Below are 20,503 nucleotides of genomic sequence, written 5' to 3'. Positions count from 1 at the left end.
CTGTCCCACTCTCTTTTCCTTATTTGCTAGGATGAAAGCCTTAGAAGATAGGAGATTCCGCCCTATTTATCATAAGAAAGTGCTTAAAGACACAGGAAAAGCTAGCAATTTCATCTAAAAAGTGATAAAATAAACAATGTAAGTGGGATCAATCCCACAAAAATTTATAGGAGGCCTATTACACATGGCAATCGTTTCAGCAGAAAAATTTGTCCAAGCAGCTCGTGACAATGGTTATGCAGTTGGTGGATTTAACACAAACAACCTTGAGTGGACTCAAGCTATCTTGCGTGCAGCAGAAGCTAAGAAAGCTCCAGTACTTATCCAAACTTCTATGGGTGCTGCTAAATACATGGGTGGTTACAAAGTATGTAAAGCCCTTATTGAAAACCTTGTAGAATCAATGGGTATCACTGTACCAGTTGCTATTCACCTTGACCATGGTCACTACGACGATGCTCTTGAATGTATTGAAGCTGGTTACACTTCAATCATGTTTGACGGTTCACACCTTCCAGTTGAAGAAAACCTTAAATTGGCGAAAGATGTCGTTGAAAAAGCTCATGCTAAAGGTATCTCAGTAGAAGCTGAAGTTGGTACTATCGGTGGTGAAGAAGACGGTATCATCGGTGACGGTGAATTGGCACCAATCGAAGATGCTAAAGCAATGGTTGCTACAGGAATCGACTTCTTGGCTGCAGGTATCGGTAACATCCACGGTCCTTACCCAGCAAACTGGAAAGGTCTTCACCTTGACCACTTGCAAAAATTGACTGAAGCTGTTCCAGGATTCCCAATCGTATTGCACGGTGGATCAGGTATCCCTGATGATCAAATCCAAGCAGCGATCAAACTTGGTGTTGCGAAAGTTAACGTTAATACTGAATGCCAAATCGCATTTGCAAATGCTACTCGTCAATTCGTACGTGAATACGATGCAAACGAAGCAGAATACGACAAGAAGAAACTCTTCGACCCACGTAAATTCTTGAAACCAGGTTTCGAAGCAATTACAGCAGCTGTTGAAGAACGTATCGACGTATTCGGTTCAGAAGGCAAAGCTTAATAAAAAACAGGAAAGCAAGGTCCCGTGTGGATCTTGTTTTTTTGTTTGGGAAAAGTTGATTCCGGGATTTAATTTTTGTACAATATGCCTATGAAAAAAATAAAACAGTTTAGCTGGATCATTTTTGTTGTTCTTATCCTTTTTCTAGGAGGTACATTTGGTTTTCACCAACTTAGTTTGCAAAAAGAAAGTAAGCTTCTGACTCCTATCGGTAAAGAGGTCACGGTCAATGGACATCAAATGAATGTATACATTAAAGGTGAAGGATCTGAAACGATAGTATTTCTTTCAGGTGCAGGTATTGCTTCACCTATATTAGACTTTAAGAATCTAACAGATTCACTATCCAAAAAATACAAAGTAGTCGTCGTAGAGCGGGCTGGCTATGGTTATAGCGAGGATAGCAATCAATCCAGAGATGTGATGGAAGTTTTGTCTGAGACCCGTCAAGCTCTATCACAAGCAAATGTAACAGGTCCTTTTATCATTCTGTCTCATTCAATGGCTAGTCTTGAAAGTCTGGCTTGGCAGGAAAAGTATCCTGATGAAGTGAAAGCCTTGGTTGGTCTGGATTGGGCATTACCAGCAAGTTATGAGGATTTAAAGGATAATCAGGCCTTGCTTACTGTGGCTTATTGGAGCAGTAAGATTGGCTTATTACGCTATTTCCCTGAGTCCTTTTATATAAAAAATCCAACTCTGACTGAAACTGAACGACAACAATATAAATTACTAGCATATAAGCAGTTGATGTCACAAGCCATGCTTCATGAATCCCGTTTGGCAAAGGAAAATGCCAAGAAAGTTCCATCTAGCATTAATCCGAAAATTCCAGCCTTACTCCTGGTTTCTAACGGTGAAGGCACGACCTTTAGCCAATCAGAGTGGCAACGTTATGCAGAGAGATTTGCAAGCGACCAGTCTAATGTTCAAGTCGTCTATATGGATGCGCCTCACGACCTCTATCATTATCAAAGCAATGCTATTGTTTCTCGCATTAAAGAATTTTTAGAGAATAATTGAGGACTTAAAAATCCATTGAGACTGATGGTAATAATTAAATGCTGAAGGATTAACAGTAGAATCGTTAATTTTCTCGATTAAAAAAATTCTTTTTCTTAACAATAAACCTGCCCGTGAGGGTGGTTTTTTTGGTGTTTTAAGGAAACTATTTAACAGAATTTTTGATTAAAAGTTTCATTTTAAGAGAGAAATCTCTAATTTCATAATCCATAAGCAAACGCTTGCATTCCTATTTTTATTAGATTATAATAGGTTGGTATAAAGCCTTCTGTAATAATATTGAGCAAGTGTAGAAAGTAAGGATTTAGAATATTTGTAGTCAAAAATACAATGTTGCTTCTTACGATAGGGAGATAGATATGGCAATGATAGAAGTGCAACATCTTCGGAAAAATTTTGTGAAGACAGTTAAGGAGCCGGGGTTAAAGGGAGCCTTACGCTCCTTTATTCATCCTGAAAAGCAGACCTTTGAAGCGGTCAAGGATTTAACTTTTGAAGTTCCAAAAGGGCAGATTTTAGGATTTATCGGGGCAAATGGTGCTGGGAAGTCAACCACCATCAAAATGCTGACAGGAATTTTGAAGCCCACATCTGGCTTTTGTCGGATTAACGGCAAGATTCCCCAGGATAATCGCCAAGATTATGTCAAGGATATTGGAGTTGTTTTCGGACAACGCACCCAGCTATGGTGGGATTTGGCTCTGCAAGAGACCTACACGGTTTTGAAAGAGATCTATGATGTGCCAGACTCGCTTTTCCATAAGCGCATGGACTTTTTGAATGAAGTTTTGGATTTGAAGGAATTTATCAAGGATCCTGTGCGGACTCTTTCACTAGGTCAACGGATGCGGGCGGATATTGCGGCTTCCTTACTTCACAATCCCAAGGTTCTCTTTTTAGATGAGCCGACTATTGGTTTGGATGTGTCGGTCAAGGACAACATTCGTCGGGCCATTACTCAGATTAATCAGGAGGAAGAGACAACTATTCTCTTGACCACTCACGACTTGAGCGATATTGAGCAACTCTGTGATCGGATTTTTATGATTGATAAGGGGCAAGAGATTTTTGATGGAACGGTTAGCCAGCTCAAGGAGACCTTTGGCAAGATGAAGACTCTCTCCTTTGACCTGACGCCAGGTCAAAATCATCTCCTCTCTCATTATGAGGGCTTGCCTGATATGTCCATTGATAGACAAGGAAATACTCTCAATATTGAATTCGATAGTTCTCGCTACCAGTCGGCCGATATTATCAAGCAAACCTTGTCTGATTTTGAAGTCCGTGATTTGAAGATGGTAGATACGGATATTGAAGATATTATCCGTCGCTTCTATCGAAAGGAGCTCTAAGATGGTCAAATTGTGGAGACGTTATAAACCCTTTATCAATGCAGGGATTCAGGAGTTGATTTCCTATCGAGTCAACTTTATTCTCTATCGGATTGGTGATGTCATGGGGGCTTTTGTGGCCTTTTATCTCTGGAAGGCAGTCTTTGATTCCTCCCAGGAGCCTTTGATTCAGGGCTTCAGTATGGCGGATATCACCCTCTACATCATCATGAGTTTTGTGACCAATCTGTTGACCAGGTCTGATAGCTCCTTTATGATTGGAGATGAGGTTAAGGATGGCTCCATTATCATGCGTTTGCTGAGACCAGTGCATTTTGCGGCCTCCTACCTTTTCACCGAACTTGGCTCCAAGTGGTTGATTTTTATCTCTGTTGGACTGCCATTTTTAAGTGTCATTGTTTTGATGAAAATCTTATCTGGGCAAGGGATTGTAGAAGTGCTGGGATTAACTGTCCTTTATCTCTTTAGCTTAACTCTGGCTTATCTGATTAACTTTTTCTTTAATATCTGCTTTGGATTTTCAGCCTTTGTATTTAAAAATTTATGGGGTTCCAATCTACTCAAGACTTCAATAGTGGCCTTTATGTCTGGCAGTTTGATTCCCTTAACGTTTTTTCCAAAGGTGGTTTCAGATATTCTCTCCTTATTGCCATTTTCATCCTTGATTTACACTCCGGTCATGATTATTGTTGGGAAATACGATGCCAGTCAGATTCTTCAAGCACTTTTGCTTCAGTTTTTCTGGCTTATAGTGATGGTGAGCTTGTCTCAGTTGATTTGGAAACGAGTCCAGTCATTTATCACCATTCAGGGAGGTTAGTATGAAAAAATATCAACGCATGCATCTGATTTTTATCAGACAATACATCAAGCAAATCATGGAATACAAGGTGGATTTTGTGGTAGGTGTGTTGGGAGTCTTTCTGACTCAAGGCCTAAACCTCTTGTTTCTCAATGTCATCTTTCAACACATCCCCTCGCTAGAAGGTTGGACCTTTCAAGAGATTGCCTTTATCTATGGATTTTCCTTAATTCCAAAGGGATTAGATCATCTCTTTTTTGACAATCTCTGGGCTTTAGGTCAACGGCTAGTTCGAAAAGGGGAGTTTGACAAGTATCTGACTCGTCCTATCAATCCTCTCTTTCACATCCTCGTTGAGACCTTTCAGATTGATGCCTTGGGTGAACTTTTGGTCGGTGGCATCTTACTAACGACAACGGCGACTAGTATTGCTTGGACTCTTCCCAAATTCCTGATTTTTCTAGTTTGTATTCCTTTTGCGACCTTGATTTACACTTCTTTAAAAATCGCGACAGCCAGCATCGCTTTTTGGACCAAGCAGTCAGGTGCCATGATTTACATTTTCTATATGTTTAATGATTTTGCCAAGTACCCGATTTCCATTTACAATTCCCTCCTTCGTTGGTTAATTAGCTTTATTGTACCTTTCGCCTTTACGGCCTACTATCCTGCCAGCTATTTCTTGCAGGACAAAAACGGGCTCTTCAACATTGGTGGTTTGATTCTAATTTCCCTTGTCTTCTTTGTCATTTCTTTGAAACTATGGGACAAGGGCTTAGATGCCTACGAAAGTGCGGGTTCGTAAAAGGAAGAATCTCAAAGCCTTGTCTCAGGAAAGGCTTTTTCTAATGGAGATGAAAATTTCTTGACATCTATTCTCAGAGTGCTATACTAAGAAGGTAATCGCCGATTTAGCTCAGTTGGTAGAGCAACGCACTCGTAACGCGTAGGTCACAGGTTCGATCCCTGCAATCGGCATAGGAAGAAACGGCTTTGAAGGAGCGAGACGACGAATGATGGTGATAACCGATTCGTTCTGTCTCGCTCTTTTTTTGACCGCATAGGCGCCATTTTTGACCGCTTAGTCAAAAGTCCTTGTCTCCATAGGGGCTCTCTGCTATCATAGAATCATCAAAGGAAGCAATACTTCCAATTAATAAAAAAGAGGTATACGATGATGAAAAAACTACTTGGATTTGGATTTATTCTGGCAGCTCTTGCGGTTGTCACAATGGGAATGGTTGGCTTTCCAAAGCTTGATGTGAATATCTGGCCTTTATTCCCCGTTCTCTTATTTGCTTTCTTTACTCTTGAAAATCTGATGAAACAGGACTACAAGGCAAGTGTCATCTGTGCTTTAATTGCTCTGATGATTGCAAACGCGATCTACGATCTCTTGCCGGTTTCAAATGGCTTAGTGATCATAGCGGGTGTCCTTGCTTGCGTGGGTCTTAGTTTTCTTTTGCCGGATAAGGAAAGCAACAAATAAAGGAAGGAGACTGGGACAAAAGTCCTAGCCTCTCAATTATTTTTGGATTGTCGAGCAAGACGCAGTGGTTGAGTGGGCTCTACTACGCTGATTTCATCAGCTTTTACAGCCCTACTCAACTGTGCGGAGGTGGGACGACGAAATCGAATTCTAACGAATGACCGATTTCTGTCCCACTCTCTCTTTACTTCTCAAAAACTACCTCTTGATGGGTAAAACGTGCCACTTACTGAAAAGTCCTTGTTTTGTTTTCAACAGCTGTTATAATGGTACTATCAAAACGTTGGGAAAGGAGTTTTATGAAAGTTAGAATCGAATTGGATCCATCAATGGACGAGCCTGAGATCTTGATTCGAGCCCCGCGCTTGACCCCGGAGTTGACCCAGCTGCAAGAGAGAATCCTAGAACAAAAAGTCGCTCCATTAGCCTTCTACAAGGATCGAAGTGAGTATTTTCTAGATGTAGCATCGATCCTCTTTTTTGAGACGGATGGGGAGAAGATTTTTGGACACACCAAGGATGAGGCCTATGAGGTCAAGCAGAAGCTCTATGAGTTGGAGGAGCTGCTTCCCATCGCCTTTTGTCGGATTTCCAAATCCACCATTGTCAACGCAAAGCAGATCTACTCTTTGGAAAAGTCTTTTTCAGGGACCAGCACGGTCAATTTCTACCAGACCCATAAGCAGGTCCACGTATCTAGACGCTACTATCAACTCTTAAAAGAACGACTAAATGAAATGAGGTAATATTATGAGAAAAAAATTAATTGGGGTATTCTTAATCCTATTAGCAGCCTTACTCCTCTTACAAGGCTATTTTGTAAAATGGGACATCAGCATCTGGACCTTAGCTTGGGTCATCTTGCTTGCAGTCCTGTCCCTATCTAGTTTCTTGAAACGCCATTTTGGTTGGGGCTTCATCTATGGACTTTTAGCCCTCTTTTGTCTCAATGGGCAATACCATTTCCTTCCGGTGTCCAATTCGGTGGTTATCCTTTCTTCAATACTAGCAGTGATCGGTCTCAATATTTTATTCAGCCCCTCTAAGAAGATAAAGGAACGTTTTGGATCTTATTCCACTGGCTCGATGAGCAGAGCGGATGGCAACAACATTGATGTCACTTTTTCCACAGTAACCAAGTATCTCAATGATCAACACTTTACTCACGGAAGTGCTGATGTGAGTATGGGCGAAGCATCGGTTTATTTTGACAATTGCCGCATTGAAGGGCCGTCTGCCCAGTTTGTTGTCGATGTTTCCCTTGGGAGTCTGAGCCTCTATGTACCAAGCGATTGGCGCGTCCATGTTAATGTGGATAATTCCCTCTCAGCTATCCAACATCAGGAAAATCCAAGTGCTCTGACAAGCAAGGATTTCTATATTACGGGCGATGTTTCCTTAGGAAATCTAGAAATTATCTATGTAGGAGCGAATTCATTTTCTTAAGTCTGAAATGAAAAACTTTGTCCAAAAGCTTGCCAAGAGAGATTTTTTTTGGTAATATAGTACGGTATGTGGTGCTAGCACATCCGTTATATTAGATCTAATAGGAGGAAACACAGAAATGGCTAAAGTATGTTATTTCACAGGTCGTAAGACTGTATCAGGTAACAACCGTTCACACGCTATGAACCAAACAAAACGTGCCGTAAAACCAAACCTTCAAAAAGTAACTGTCCTTATCGATGGTAAACCTAAAAAAGTTTGGGCTTCAGCTCGTGCATTGAAATCTGGTAAAGTAGAACGCGTTTAATAAAGAAAGAAGGCTGGGCATAAAGTGTTCAGCCTTCGCTTTTTGATAGGAATAGTAGCATGACGCAGTGGTTGATTGGAACTACTCATGTTTGAAACATTCGTACTTCCTAATCAACTTGTGCGGGGGTGGGAAAATTGAAAAGGTTTGGGGAACCTTTTCAACTTTTTTTATTTTACGGAGTTCTTTCCCACTCCCTTTTCTTTTTCTCCAGAGACAGCTGTCACAGCGGGAGAAGAATAGTCCCTACCCTTTTACAGTTGACCTCTTTTATGGTAAAATAGAATATAAAATACTTTTGAGGTAGAAATTATGACAGTAAAAATCAATACAAAGGACGGTCAAATTGAATTGACTGATGAGGTTATCGCAACTGTTGTAGGCGGTGCTGCTACTGAGATCTTCGGTGTGGTTGGAATGGCCAGCAAAAATGCGATCAAAGATAATTTCCAAGCCCTCCTAGGGAAAGAAAACTTCTCTAAAGGTGTTGTTGTCAAAACAACGGAAGCAGGAACTATCGCAGTTGATGTTTACACTGTTTTGAGCTATGGAACAAAAATTAGCGAAGTCTCAAAAAATATTCAAGAACGTGTGAAATTTAGTTTGGAAAATCAACTTGGAATCACTACGGATACTGTGAATGTCTATATTCAAAATATCAAGATTGTGGGAGAATAATCGTGGCTAATATTACTACAAGTTTATTTCAAGAAATGGTTCAAGCGGGGGCTACGCGCTTAAATAAACAAGCGGAATATGTAAACTCTTTGAACGTCTTTCCTGTACCAGACGGGGACACAGGAACCAATATGGGAATGACCATCGAAAATGGGGCCAAAGAAGTATCGGACCGTTCTGCTTCAACTGTTGGTGAAGCAGCAGGGATCTTCGCTAAAGGACTCTTGATGGGCGCGCGTGGGAACTCAGGAGTCATCACTTCTCAATTGTTCCGTGGATTTTCTCAAAGTGTCAAAGACAAAGAAGAATTGGATGGAGCAGCACTTGCAGCAGCCTTCCAGTCTGGTGTAGAAGTCGCTTATAAAGCCGTTATGAAGCCGGTTGAAGGTACCATTTTGACGGTTTCTCGTGGGGCAGCCATCGGTGCCAAGAAAAAAGCAGAATCTACCAATGATGCAGTAGAAGTCATGCGTGCAGCTCTTGAAGGGGCTAAAACAGCTCTTGCCAAGACTCCAGATATGTTGCCGGTCTTGAAAGAAGTTGGTGTGGTAGACTCTGGTGGTCAAGGTTTGGTCTTTATCTATGAAGGATTCTTATCAGCCTTGACAGGAGAATTCATCGCTTCTGAAGAGTTCCAAGCAACACCTGCAACCATGTCAGAAATGATCAATGCAGAACACCACAAGTCAGTCGCTGGCCATGTCGCAACTGAAGACATCAAGTTTGGTTACTGCACAGAAATCATGGTCGCTTTGAAACAAGGTCCAACCTATGTCAAAGACTTCGATTACGATGAATTCCGTAACTATTTGAACAACCTTGGGGATTCCCTATTGGTGGTGAATGACGATGAGATTGTCAAAGTTCACGTCCATACAGAAGATCCAGGTCTTGTCATGCAAGAAGGTCTTAAGTACGGAAGCTTGGTCAAGGTGAAAGTCGACAACATGCGCAACCAACACGAAGCGCAAGTTGAAAAAGAAGAGCGTCAAGCGAAGCCAGTTGAAGAAAAAGAATATGCCATCATCGCAGTAGTTGCTGGTGACGGATTGGCTGATATCTTTAAAGCGCAAGGAGTTGATTACATCATCTCTGGGGGTCAAACCATGAACCCATCAACAGAAGACTTTGTCAAAGCGGTTGAAGAGTTGAATGCGCGCAACATCATTATCTTGCCAAACAACAAAAATATCTTGATGGCGGCTCAATCTGCAGCAGAAGTGATTGATCAACCTGCAGCAGTTGTTGAGACCAAGACTATCCCTCAAGGATTGACTAGTCTTCTTGCCTTTGATGAAAGCAAATCGATCGAAGAAAACTACGAACGCATGAGCGCTTCATTGGGTGATGTTGCGTCTGGTAGTGTGACAACAGCGGTTCGCGATACCACTATTGATGGGCTTGAAATCCATGAAAATGATAATCTTGGAATGGTCGATGGCAAAATCGTTGTTTCAAATCCAGATATGATGGAAACCTTGGAAGAAACATTCGCTCATATGTTGGATGAAGACAGTGAAATTGTGACCATCTATGTCGGTGAAGACGGCAGTGAGGAGTTGGCAAATGAATTGGCCCAAGCCCTTGCTGAAAAATACGAAGATGTAGAAGTAGAAATCCACCAAGGTGGCCAACCTGTCTACCCATACTTGTTTAGTGTAGAATAATTGAACAGAAGGTTCCTTTCGGAACCTTTTTTTGTATATAGAAAAACGAGGAGATTCCCTATGAAATCAGCGTGATTCAGAGGGATTGAGACTGAAGTGAACCCTCCACTGAGGCTTTATTCGTGAGAAAAAGGGGTTTCTGCAAAAAGTCTCAAATTCATCAGTTTTTTATTCAAATTGAAGAGCTTGAAAAGAGGGGGAAATGGTTTGAGCAGTGGAGTTTTTAGACAAGAAAGACGCGATATGTTATACTGGTATCAGTATGTGAAAGGAGAGTTATAAAAATGAAGAAATTTTTTGTAACCCTTGGGCTAGCCATTTTGGTATTGACTGGTTGTTCGCAATCCCAAACGAAGAAAACTACAACCGCTAGCTCATCTAGCAGTTCCTCTGTTAAAAAAGAAGTAAAAAATGAAGAAAAAACCACAACCTTAGTAGGAGATATCAATGGAACAAAACACCGGGATATCATCAAGTCTAAGGGAGATAAGGTTGAAAACCTTCGCATCGAAGTGACGGCCGATCTGCCCCAACAACTTGGGACCATCGCAGCAGAAAAGTCACCTGAAGAGCTCACAGCAGCCATTCAAGCTTTGCTGGAGCAAAATGAAGACTATAAGAAGCTAAAAACTGTTCCCGGTTTTAGTTTGGAATACACAGTCACACCAGAGAAAAAATTGCTCTCAACCAGTGTGATTGACCTCAACCAAATTGACGCCAAGTCTCTTGAAGAAATTTCTTACTTCAAAGATGCTGGTCTCAATGATTTGAAAAACATGAAGGCAGATGCCTTGGTCAAGGCCTTGAAACTTCATGGCATGAAAGAAGAAGGTCGGTAAGAAGAATAGAAAAAGTCGAGTGAAGTCACTTGGCTTTTTTTAGTGACTTTTGTCATGTTAGCGAGTGACAAAATTATCTAGTGGCTGTTATTTTCTTTCGCTATAATATAGTCAGAAAGTAAGAGGTAAGGAAAAATGAAACAATGGTTCTATAAAGTGTTTACGTTAACAGTGGTGGGGATGGTCGTCTATTTGATCTTTTCAAAGGATGATAGTCTCTATTACCATTTTCCTTGGGAATTATTTGCTGGGATTGGCATCATGAGCTGGGCGGTTCAAGAAGGATTGAAAATGATCAAGGCTGTTAAAAAGGAGATGGAGCAATGAAAAAAACGGGAGTGATCTTAGTCGTTTTTGTCATCATTCCAGCTAGCCAAGTATGCTTGAAAGGAGAGTATCATGAGCGTCATTAGAGTAGAGAACTTGAACAAAAGTATCAAAGGAAAGGTGATCCTAGAAGATCTTTCTTTCACAGTGGAGAGAGGGGATTGTCTGGCCTTGATTGGACCAAACGGAGCTGGGAAAACAACCTTGATGAACTGTCTGCTGGGAGATATGAAGGCGACTTCTGGAACTATTGAAGTAGAGGGAAAAGCTCCTGGTCATCCTCAGTTAAAGGCTAGTGTCTCTTATCTCCCTCAAGAGAATGCCATCGTGCAAAAGCTAACCGTGCAGGAACTGATCAGTTTCTTTCGCTCCATTTATCCCAACCCTTTAACGGTCAATGCCATCGATGATTTATTGCGTTTTACTCCAGAACAAAAGAAGCAATTAGCCAGTAAGCTGTCTGGTGGGCAAAAGCGTCTTTTATCCTTTGTGTTGACCTTGATTGGTCGTCCCAGTCTCCTATTTTTGGATGAGCCAACGGCTGCCATGGATACGTCCACTCGCCAACGCTTTTGGGAGATCGTCGGGCATTTAAAGGAAGAAGGTGTGACCATTGTCTATTCTTCGCATTACATCGAGGAAGTAGAGCACACGGCAGATCGAATTTTGGTCTTGCATCAGGGGCATTTGCTTCGGGATACGACACCTCTCGCTATGAGAAGCGAAGAGGTAGAAAAACATTTCACCCTGCCCTTGCGCTACCAAGCTCTAGTGGCAGAAATGGAAGACATTGGTGAAGTGGTCGCTAAACCCGATGCCCTTCAGGTTGTGACACGGGATGCTAATCGTTTGTGGAGTCGATTACAAGAAGAAGGATGTTCGATCCAAGAAATCGAAGTAACCAATCGAAGTTTATTGGATTCTATTTTTGAAAATACAAAGGAAGTAGGTAGAGAAGATGAAACGCATGAAAGCTCTCGGCGTGGTTGAGTGGCATTTGACCAGTCGCCAAGCTATTTATTACTTGTTATCAATTGGGATGCCCACGGCCTTTTATCTCTTCTTTTCAGGGATGTACCAGGAAACACCAGGAGCACCTGCTCACTTTATGAGGGATTATCTTCTCTCCATGACGGCTTTTTCCATGATGTCTACGGCTATCTTTTCTTTTCCAACCGTTCTTGAAACCGATCGACTCAACAATTGGCAAAAAGTATTGCGCCATACTCCGGTATCTATGGTAGAATATTATTTAATAAAGGTTGTGGGTCTCTTTGTCGATTTTCTCCTATCGATTGGAGTTGTCTTTACCGTGGGACATGTGGTGCGGCATGTGAATATGCCCCTGCAGGATTGGGTCTTAGGAGCCTTCCTTCTCATCTTAGGAAGTCTAGCTTTTGTAGCGATTGGTCTGGTCTTGACCCTGCTTCCTTCCAGTCAATTGATGTCTGTTGTGGGCAATCTCCTTTACATGGGACTGGCTGTCATGGGTGGGCTATGGATGCCGATTAGTCTCTTTCCAGAATGGATGCAAGCCATCGGCAAATGCCTACCAACCTATCAATTGATGGAACTGATCAAGACCTTTTTAAACAAGGGACAGGTTAATGGCTTTGCTAGTCTTTATTTAGCTTTGTTTACCCTGGTCTTGTTTGCCCTTGTTATCGTCTATCGTCGTCATTCTGAGGTTCGTTCATGATTGAAAAACTCAAACATATTCACCATATGTTTTACGTAGGCTTAATCTTTATGGCCTTTCCCTTTGCTTCTATTTTCTTAGGGCAGATTCCCTGGTGGCATTTCTTTTTAGCCATCTTCTTTATGATAAGCTATCTAGGAATCCTCATTACTGAAAATAAGAAACTGACCTGGCTTTTTTGGATTTATCTTCTACTTTATATTGCAGGAAATACCTTTTTTGTTGGAACTAGCTTTTGTTGGTTTTACTATTATCTGAGCAATATTTTGCTCTATCGTTTAGGGATTCGCGATTTTCGCTCGCCCTTTCTTTGGACGGCTGTTGGATCACTACTGATCCTTTTTGGAGCCCTGTTATTTAATAGGGAGATGAGAGAAAATGATTGGCTTTTTGTCCTGATCGTCTCTTTGTTTATCGCGATCATGACCTTTAGTATGGTCCGGATGGAGATGATGGAAGAGTTGAAAGCTGACCATGCCAAGCAAAATGCCCAAATCAATCTTTTGCTGGCAGAAAACGAGCGCCATCGGATTGGCCGTGATCTGCATGACAGTCTAGGACACACCTTTGCCATGCTCAGTGTCAAGGCGGACCTAGCTGATCAATTCTTAGCATTGGGTCAGATTGAGAAGGCCCAGGAGCAGGTGCAAGAGATTCAAGCCATCAGTCAAGAGTCCATGCACCAAGTCCGAGAGATTATCGAGAATTTGAAGCAGCGAACCCTGGCAAGAGAGCTAGAAACCGTCAAGCAAATGCTGGAAGTGGCTCAAATCAAAGTGGAGATTCAAAACGAGCTTGATACTGCTAGCATCTCGCCGATCCTAGAATCTGCTCTGGCTATGGTATCTCTGGAATTAGCTACCAATATGATCAAACATGCCAAAGCGACGCAAGCTCTTCTCTCTTATCGCTCCACCGAGACAGGTGTGGAAATGGTCGCAGAAGATAATGGCATCGGCTTTGCCACAGTCTCCGATAAAGACCTGCACTCGATTCGCGAACGGATTGCCTTGTTGGGAGGAGAGCTGGAGATCAGTCATCAACACAAGCCGACCCGGATAGAAATACGGATCCCCTATCAAGAAAGGAAATAAGATGCGCTTATTAGTTGCTGAAGACCAAAGTATGTTGCGCGATGCGCTCTGCCAGCTCTTGCTCCTGCAAGAGGATGTGGAAGATGTCTTGCAGGCTGGCGATGGACAAGAAGCTATTCGCTTACTCGAAACCCATCCAGTTGATATTGCTATCCTAGATATTGAGATGCCCATCAAAACAGGGCTAGAAGTGTTGGAATGGGCCAAAAGCCAACAACCCCAGCTCAAGGTTGTCATCGTTACCACCTTTAAGCGGCCGGGCTATTTCGAGCGGGCCCTCAAGGCTGGAGTTGATGCCTATGTCTTGAAAGAACGTCGCATCACAGATTTAATGGCGACTCTTCATGCAGTATTAGCAGGGCAAAAAGAATATTCGCCTGAATTAATGGAAGGGATTTTGACCCATCCCAATCCTCTAAGCCCTCAAGAAAAGGCAGTTTTAAAAGAAGTCGCAAAAGGGGCTTCTAACCAAGAAATTGCTGATCGCTTATTCCTCTCAAACGGGACCATCCGCAATTATATGTCAACCATTCTGACCAAATTGGATGCGGAAAACCGGACTGAGGCAGCAAAAATTGCCCAAGAAAAGGGTTGGTTATAAGGAAGAAAAGTTTCTAGGAGTTCCTAGGGACTTTTTTTCTGATAGACCTAGCATTTTTAGAAAAACTCTCATTCTTCGGATTTGGATAGAAAATTCAGAAAATTTACTATTTTTCCTTGAAATATTTTCTAAAAATGGTATGATAGTAGCATGCTAATTTGATATACAAAGTACTGGAAAGGAGAGACATGGAGAAAATTACCTTAGAAACTGCAAAAACCGGTTCAGAGCTCGTTCTTGAAACCCTGCGTGATTTGGGCATTGACACGATTTTTGGTTATCCTGGTGGAGCGGTTTTGCCTTTATACGATGCCATCTATAGCTTTGAGGGTATCCAGCATATCTTGGGTCGTCATGAACAAGGATGCTTGCATGAGGCTGAAGGCTACGCTAAATCAACTGGAAAGCTGGGTGTCGCAGTCGTCACGAGTGGACCGGGGGCTACAAATGCCATTACAGGGATTGCAGATGCCATGAGCGACAGTGTGCCTTTATTAGTCTTTACTGGACAAGTTAATCGCGCTGGAATCGGGAAAGACGCCTTCCAAGAAGCGGATATTGTGGGAATTACCATGCCCATTACCAAGTACAATTATCAAGTACGTGAGACGGCAGACCTTCCGCGGATTATTACAGAAGCTGTCCATATCGCGACGACCGGACGTCCTGGTCCGGTGGTGATTGACCTACCGAAAGACGTCTCTGCTATAGAGACAGATTTCATCTATGAACCAAGTGTGAAGCTTCCAAGCTACCAGCCAACCATTGAACCAAATGAATTGCAAATCAAAAAGATTTTGAAGCAATTGAGTAAGGCTAAAAAACCAGTTCTTCTTGCTGGTGGTGGGGTAAGTTACGCTGGGGCTGCAAAAGAGTTGATTGCTTTTGCAGAGCGCTATCAGATTCCAGTAGTGACCAGTCTTTTAGGTCAAGGAACGATTGCGACCAGTCATCCTCTTTTCCTAGGAATGGGAGGAATGCACGGATCCTTCGCTGCTAATATTGCCATGACAGAGACGGATTTCATGATTAGTGTTGGTTGTCGATTTGATGACCGTTTAACAGGTAATCCAAAAACTTTCGCTAAGAATGCTAAGGTTGCCCACATCGATATTGATCCTGCAGAGATTGGCAAAATCATTGCAATTGACATTCCAGTTGTCGGCGATGCGAAGAAGGCCTTGCAGCAGTTACTAGCAGAGCCAACGGTTCATAACAATACAGAAAAATGGATCGAAAAGGTAACCCAAGATAAGAACCGGGTTCGTTCTTACGATAAGAAAGAACGGGTTGTACAGCCACAAGCTGTGATCGAACGCATTGGAGAGTTGACCAAGGGTGACGCTATTGTCGTCACAGACGTTGGACAACACCAAATGTGGGCAGCTCAATACTATCCTTACCAAAATGAGCGCCAATTGGTGACTTCAGGTGGTCTAGGAACGATGGGATTCGGTGTTCCTGCAGCTATCGGAGCGAAAATTGCCAATCCAGATAAAGAAGTTGTTCTCTTTGTCGGAGATGGTGGTTTCCAAATGACCAACCAGGAATTGGCGATCTTAAATATTTATAAAATTCCCATCAAGGTCGTTATGCTCAACAACCACTCGCTTGGGATGGTCCGTCAATGGCAAGAAGCCTTCTATGATGGTCGGACATCAGAGTCAGTCTTTGATAGCCTTCCAGATTTCCAATTGATGGCGCAAGCCTACGGGATCAAGAATTATAAATTTGATAATCCTGAAACCCTAGAGAAGGATTTGGAAGTCATCACAGAAGATGTACCAATGTTCATCGAAGTAGACATTTCTCGGAAAGAGCATGTCTTACCGATGGTACCAGCTGGTAAGAGTAATCATGAGATGTTGGGGGTGAAGTTTAATGCGTAGAATGTTAACAGCCAAACTTCAAAACCGCTCAGGTGTTCTGAACCGCTTTACAGGAGTTCTATCGAGACGTCAAGTCAATATCGAAAGTATCTCTGTTGGCGCAACAGAAAATCCTAACGTATCGCGGATTACCATCATCATTGATGTTGCTTCGCACGATGAAGTGGAGCAAATCATCAAACAGCTCAACCGCCAGGTGGATGTGATCCGTGTACGGGATATCACGGATAAACCACACTTGGAGCGCGAAGTGATCTTGGTGAAAGTTTCTGCACCAGCTGAGAAACGGGCAGAGATCTTGGCCATCATCCAACCGTTCCGTGCGACAGTGGTCGATGTAGCTCCGAGCTCGATTACCGTTCAAATGACGGGAAATGCAGAAAAGAGCGAGGCCCTCATTCGTGTCATTCGCCCGTATGGGATTAAAAACATCGCGCGCACCGGTGCAACCGGATTTACTCGAGATTAATTCTCACCTTAACATTGTTAACCCCGCCTTAAAAAGGCAAATAATAAAATAGAAAAGAGATTTTACTTATGGCAGTTCAAATGGAATACGAAAAAGACGTTAAAGTACCAGCACTTGATGGTAAAAAGATCGCCGTTATCGGTTATGGTTCACAAGGTCATGCCCACGCACAAAACTTGCGTGATTCTGGTCATGATGTGATCATCGGTGTGCGTCCTGGTAAATCATTCGATAAAGCAAAAGAAGATGGTTTTGAAGCTTACCCAGTTGCAGAAGCAACTAAATTGGCTGATATCATCATGATCTTGGCACCAGACGAAATCCAAAAAGATATCTACAAAGATGAAATCGCTCCAAACTTGAGCGCTGGTAAAGCTCTCGGATTTGCTCATGGTTTCAATATCCACTTTGGTTACATCAAAGCTCCTGAAGACGTAGATGTCTTCATGGTTGCACCAAAAGGACCAGGTCACTTGGTACGTCGTACTTACACTGAAGGATTTGGTGTACCAGCACTTTACGCTGTCTACCAAGATGCTACTGGTAACGCCAAAGACATCGCAATGGACTGGGCAAAAGGTGTTGGTTCAGCACGCGTTGGTCTTCTTTCAACAACCTTCAAAGAAGAAACAGAAGAAGATTTGTTTGGTGAACAAGCCGTTCTTATGGGTGGTTTGACAAGCTTGATCGAAGCTGGATTTGAAGTTTTGACAGAAGCTGGTTATGCCCCTGAATTGGCTTACTTCGAAGTACTTCACGAAATGAAATTGATCGTTGACTTGATCTACGAAGGTGGCTTCAAGAAAATGCGTCAATCATGTTCAAATACTGCGGAATTTGGTGATTTCGTAACTGGTCCACGTGTCATCGGTCCAGAAGTAAAAGAAAACATGAAAGCTGCCCTTGCTGATATCCAATCAGGTAAGTTTGCGCGTGAATTCGTTGAAGACCACGATGCTGGTTTCCCACGTTTGAAAGCCTTCCGCAAACAAGCTGAAGAACTTGAAATTGAAAAAGTTGGTGCTGAATTGCGTAAAGCAATGCCATTCGTTGGTCAAAACGACGATGACGCCTTCAAAATCTACAACTAATTGTCTGTAGAAGACTAAGCAAGTTGGGACACCCTGGCTTGCTTTTTTGATCAATACACAGCAACAGAGGTATGAAATGATAACAGCAAAAGATGTGGCCAAGGCCTATAAAATATTAAGAGGGGTCGTTGTTAATACGCCTCTTGAATACGACCACTATTTATCTGAAAAATATGGGGCAAAGATTTATTTGAAAAAAGAAAATGCCCAACGCGTTCGTTCGTTCAAGATTCGTGGAGCGTATTTTGCAATTTCTCAACTTTCAAAAGAAGAACGTGAGCGTGGGGTAGTGTGTGCTTCTGCGGGGAACCATGCGCAAGGGGTTGCTTATACTTGTAATGAAATGAAGATTCCAGCGACCATCTTCATGCCGATTACGACACCGCAACAAAAGATTGGCCAAGTCCGCTTCTTTGGTGGGGATTATGTAACAATCAAGTTGGTTGGGGATACCTTTGACGCGTCAGCTAAGGCGGCCCAAGAATTTACTCTTGCAGAAAAACGGACCTTTATTGACCCGTTTGATGATCCAAACGTACAGGCTGGTCAAGGAACAGTGGCCTACGAAATCCTTGAAGAAGCTCGAAAAGAATCGATTGCTTTTGATGCAGTCCTTGTTCCTGTAGGAGGTGGTGGCCTCATTTCAGGTGTTTCTACCTACATCAAAGAAACAGAGCCTAGGATTGAGGTCATTGGGGTAGAGGCCGAAGGGGCACGCTCCATGAAGGCTGCTTTTGAAGCAGGGGGCCCAGTCAAATTACCAGAAATTGATAAATTTGCAGATGGGATTGCCGTGCAAAAAGTAGGACAATTAACCTATGAAGTAACCCGTCAGCATGTGGAAACACTGGTTGGGGTCGATGAAGGTTTGATTTCAGAGACTTTGATTGATCTTTATTCTAAGCAAGGAATTGTTGCCGAACCAGCGGGAGCTGCTAGTGTGGCATCTCTAGAGATCTTGCGCGAATACATCAAGGGTAAAACGATCTGTTGTATTATCTCAGGTGGGAATAATGATATTAACCGCATGCCTGAAATGGAAGAACGTGCCTTGATCTACGATGGAGTGAAACACTACTTTATCGTAAACTTTCCACAACGTCCAGGGGCCCTTCGCGAGTTTGTAAATGATATCTTAGGGCCAAATGATGATATCACACGTTTTGAATACATCAAGCGCGCTAGTAAGGGAACAGGCCCTGTCTTGATTGGGGTTACTTTAGCCAATAAACATGACTATGCAGGCTTGGTCAACCGTATCGAGCGTTTTGATCCGTCTTTCATTAACTTGAACGGCAATGAAACACTCTATAATATGCTCGTCTGAGTATTATACAGAAACAATCGACCATTTAAGCAATATATTTTTAAGGAATATATTGCTTTTTTATCAATACTTGTGATATGATATGCGTAAATTAAAAGGAGGAACTTTTTATGCCTGGATTTATTATCTTTGTTTTATTCTTGCTACTGGTTGCAGGATTAATTGTGATTAGCTCACTATATGTGGTCAAGCAACAATCCGTTGCCATCATCGAGCGCTTCGGACGTTATCAAAAAATTAGCGATAGTGGCATTCATATGCGAGCGCCTTTTGGTATCGATAAAATTGCAGCACGAGTTCAATTGCGCGTCTTGCAGAGTGAGATCGTGGTTGAAACAAAAACTCAGGATAACGTATTCGTTACCATGAATGTGGCGACGCAATACCGAGTGAACGAAAGCAACGTAAAGGATGCCTACTACAAGTTGATGCGTCCAGAATCACAGATTAAATCATACATTGAAGATGCTTTGCGTTCTTCTGTTCCCAAGTTGACCTTGGATGAATTATTTGAGAAAAAAGATGAAATCGCCCTTGAAGTTCAAAAACAAGTGGCAGAAGAAATGTCAACTTATGGATATATTATTGTAAAAACCTTGATCACCAAAGTTGAGCCAGATGCCGAAGTGAAACAATCCATGAACGAGATCAATGCGGCGCAAAGAAAACGCGTGGCAGCTCAGGAATTGGCAGAAGCAGACAAGATCAAGATCGTTACTGCTGCCGAAGCTGAGGCGGAAAAAGACCGCTTGCACGGGGTCGGTATTGCCGAGCAACGGAAGGCTATTGTCGATGGATTGGCAGACTCTATTAAAGAGTTAAAAGGAGCCAATGTAGACTTGACCGAAGAGCAAATCATGTCTATTCTGTTAACCAATCAGTACTTAGATACCTTAAATAATTTTGCAGATAAGGAAGGGAATAATACGATTTTCCTACCAGCTAACCCAGATGGCGTCGAAAACATTCGTACACAAATATTATCAGCCCTGAAAGCAAAGTAAATTTTTTCTCATTTTTTAAAAAAGGTTCGTATTTTCAGCGATTTTAGTTGACAAAATGTGCAAAACAATTTATATTAGTATTGGAAATAATAATATAGGAGAAAGATCATGGCTAAATCGAACTTTGAAAAAGTAGAATCAGTTGTTGGATGGGTACGCGATAAGAAAATTACGGGATATCGTATCAGTAAAGAAACAAATGCCCGTGAAATGTCTATCATTGCCTTGGCTCAAGGACGTGCAAAAGTGAAGAACATCTCGTTTGAAACTGCACTCGGATTGATTGATTTTTATGACAAAAATCATCAAAAATTCGAAGATTAATTTGTTGTT

Annotated in this window: 23 protein-coding genes and 1 tRNA gene; all 24 read left to right on the top strand. The window is 42.2% G+C overall.

The features are described from left to right. The first annotated feature begins 184 nt into the window (after positions 1 to 184). Positions 185 to 1,066 (top strand): class II fructose-bisphosphate aldolase, encoded by an 882-nt coding sequence (locus tag O3626_RS09065; protein ID WP_003004573.1) that lies wholly within the window; start codon positions 185 to 187, stop codon positions 1,064 to 1,066. Between the two features lie 84 nt (positions 1,067 to 1,150). Further along, the gene (locus tag O3626_RS09060) at positions 1,151 to 2,089 is read left to right on the top strand and encodes an alpha/beta fold hydrolase (RefSeq protein ID WP_371496492.1); all 939 of its coding nucleotides are present in this window, start codon (positions 1,151 to 1,153) and stop codon (positions 2,087 to 2,089) included. 359 nt (positions 2,090 to 2,448) lie between these two features. Further along, on the top strand, positions 2,449 to 3,441 hold the full coding sequence (locus O3626_RS09055) for an ATP-binding cassette domain-containing protein (RefSeq protein ID WP_347113104.1): 993 nt from the start codon (positions 2,449 to 2,451) through the stop codon (positions 3,439 to 3,441). A 1-nt stretch (position 3,442) separates the two neighbouring features. Further along, on the top strand, positions 3,443 to 4,261 hold the full coding sequence (locus O3626_RS09050) for an ABC transporter permease (protein ID WP_371496488.1): 819 nt from the start codon (positions 3,443 to 3,445) through the stop codon (positions 4,259 to 4,261). Between the two features lies 1 nt (position 4,262). Then, positions 4,263 to 5,048, top strand: coding sequence for an ABC transporter permease (locus O3626_RS09045; protein ID WP_371496486.1), 786 nt, complete (start codon positions 4,263 to 4,265; stop codon positions 5,046 to 5,048). 100 nt (positions 5,049 to 5,148) lie between these two features. After that, positions 5,149 to 5,221 (top strand) — tRNA-Thr (locus tag O3626_RS09040). 199 nt (positions 5,222 to 5,420) lie between these two features. Beyond that, complete coding sequence (locus tag O3626_RS09035) at positions 5,421 to 5,732, top strand: hypothetical protein (RefSeq protein ID WP_371496490.1); 312 nt, start codon at positions 5,421 to 5,423, stop codon at positions 5,730 to 5,732. Positions 5,733 to 6,031: 299 nt separating this feature from the next. Further along, positions 6,032 to 6,478, top strand: coding sequence for a LytTR family DNA-binding domain-containing protein (locus tag O3626_RS09030; RefSeq protein WP_003004160.1), 447 nt, complete (start codon positions 6,032 to 6,034; stop codon positions 6,476 to 6,478). A 4-nt stretch (positions 6,479 to 6,482) separates the two neighbouring features. Further along, positions 6,483 to 7,178 carry a hypothetical protein gene (locus tag O3626_RS09025; RefSeq protein WP_371496483.1) on the top strand — a complete coding sequence of 232 codons (696 nt, stop codon included), beginning with the start codon at positions 6,483 to 6,485 and terminating at the stop codon, positions 7,176 to 7,178. Positions 7,179 to 7,296: 118 nt separating this feature from the next. Beyond that, positions 7,297 to 7,485, top strand: coding sequence for a 50S ribosomal protein L28 (gene rpmB / locus O3626_RS09020; RefSeq protein ID WP_001140948.1), 189 nt, complete (start codon positions 7,297 to 7,299; stop codon positions 7,483 to 7,485). Between the two features lie 312 nt (positions 7,486 to 7,797). Continuing rightward, on the top strand, positions 7,798 to 8,163 hold the full coding sequence (locus tag O3626_RS09015) for an Asp23/Gls24 family envelope stress response protein (protein ID WP_003004393.1): 366 nt from the start codon (positions 7,798 to 7,800) through the stop codon (positions 8,161 to 8,163). A gap of 2 nt (positions 8,164 to 8,165) precedes the next feature. After that, positions 8,166 to 9,830: a DAK2 domain-containing protein gene (locus O3626_RS09010; protein WP_014712937.1), complete on the top strand. Its 1,665-nt coding sequence runs from the start codon at positions 8,166 to 8,168 to the stop codon at positions 9,828 to 9,830. A 284-nt stretch (positions 9,831 to 10,114) separates the two neighbouring features. Next, positions 10,115 to 10,669 carry an SP0191 family lipoprotein gene (locus O3626_RS09005; RefSeq protein WP_049471754.1) on the top strand — a complete coding sequence of 185 codons (555 nt, stop codon included), beginning with the start codon at positions 10,115 to 10,117 and terminating at the stop codon, positions 10,667 to 10,669. A gap of 135 nt (positions 10,670 to 10,804) precedes the next feature. After that, the gene (locus O3626_RS09000) at positions 10,805 to 10,996 is read left to right on the top strand and encodes a hypothetical protein (protein WP_014712940.1); all 192 of its coding nucleotides are present in this window, start codon (positions 10,805 to 10,807) and stop codon (positions 10,994 to 10,996) included. Between the two features lie 72 nt (positions 10,997 to 11,068). Continuing rightward, positions 11,069 to 11,986 carry an ABC transporter ATP-binding protein gene (locus O3626_RS08995; RefSeq protein ID WP_371496480.1) on the top strand — a complete coding sequence of 306 codons (918 nt, stop codon included), beginning with the start codon at positions 11,069 to 11,071 and terminating at the stop codon, positions 11,984 to 11,986. Then, positions 11,955 to 12,695, top strand: coding sequence for an ABC transporter permease (locus O3626_RS08990; RefSeq protein ID WP_371496478.1), 741 nt, complete (start codon positions 11,955 to 11,957; stop codon positions 12,693 to 12,695). The genes O3626_RS08995 and O3626_RS08990 overlap by 32 nt, the downstream gene beginning before the upstream one ends. Further along, entirely contained in the window at positions 12,692 to 13,789 is a 1,098-nt protein-coding gene (locus tag O3626_RS08985) for a sensor histidine kinase (RefSeq protein ID WP_049490457.1), read from the top strand. The genes O3626_RS08990 and O3626_RS08985 overlap by 4 nt, the downstream gene beginning before the upstream one ends. Before the next feature lies 1 nt (position 13,790). Then, positions 13,791 to 14,390, top strand: coding sequence for a response regulator transcription factor (locus O3626_RS08980; protein ID WP_049485788.1), 600 nt, complete (start codon positions 13,791 to 13,793; stop codon positions 14,388 to 14,390). A gap of 188 nt (positions 14,391 to 14,578) precedes the next feature. Then, the gene (locus O3626_RS08975; protein ID WP_049490459.1) at positions 14,579 to 16,279 is read left to right on the top strand and encodes an acetolactate synthase large subunit; all 1,701 of its coding nucleotides are present in this window, start codon (positions 14,579 to 14,581) and stop codon (positions 16,277 to 16,279) included. Next, the gene (gene ilvN, locus O3626_RS08970) at positions 16,272 to 16,748 is read left to right on the top strand and encodes an acetolactate synthase small subunit (protein ID WP_003010242.1); all 477 of its coding nucleotides are present in this window, start codon (positions 16,272 to 16,274) and stop codon (positions 16,746 to 16,748) included. Before O3626_RS08975 ends, ilvN begins: the two co-directional genes overlap by 8 nt. Positions 16,749 to 16,816: 68 nt before the next feature. Next, positions 16,817 to 17,839, top strand: coding sequence for a ketol-acid reductoisomerase (ilvC, locus tag O3626_RS08965; protein ID WP_003004157.1), 1,023 nt, complete (start codon positions 16,817 to 16,819; stop codon positions 17,837 to 17,839). Positions 17,840 to 17,915: 76 nt separating this feature from the next. Continuing rightward, positions 17,916 to 19,166, top strand: a complete 1,251-nt coding sequence (ilvA, locus tag O3626_RS08960; RefSeq protein ID WP_049490461.1) for a threonine ammonia-lyase IlvA — start codon at positions 17,916 to 17,918, stop codon at positions 19,164 to 19,166. A 110-nt stretch (positions 19,167 to 19,276) separates the two neighbouring features. Continuing rightward, positions 19,277 to 20,170: an SPFH domain-containing protein gene (locus tag O3626_RS08955; protein ID WP_049490463.1), complete on the top strand. Its 894-nt coding sequence runs from the start codon at positions 19,277 to 19,279 to the stop codon at positions 20,168 to 20,170. 108 nt (positions 20,171 to 20,278) lie between these two features. Beyond that, positions 20,279 to 20,494: a hypothetical protein gene (locus tag O3626_RS08950; RefSeq protein WP_003004771.1), complete on the top strand. Its 216-nt coding sequence runs from the start codon at positions 20,279 to 20,281 to the stop codon at positions 20,492 to 20,494. Positions 20,495 to 20,503 lie beyond the last annotated feature (9 nt).

It is taken from the genome of Streptococcus sp. 20925_1_77 (assembly GCF_041432125.1).
Lineage (GTDB): Bacteria > Bacillota > Bacilli > Lactobacillales > Streptococcaceae > Streptococcus.
Note: the sequence above shows the minus strand (reverse complement) of the source record. Positions and strands in the feature narration are given on the sequence as shown.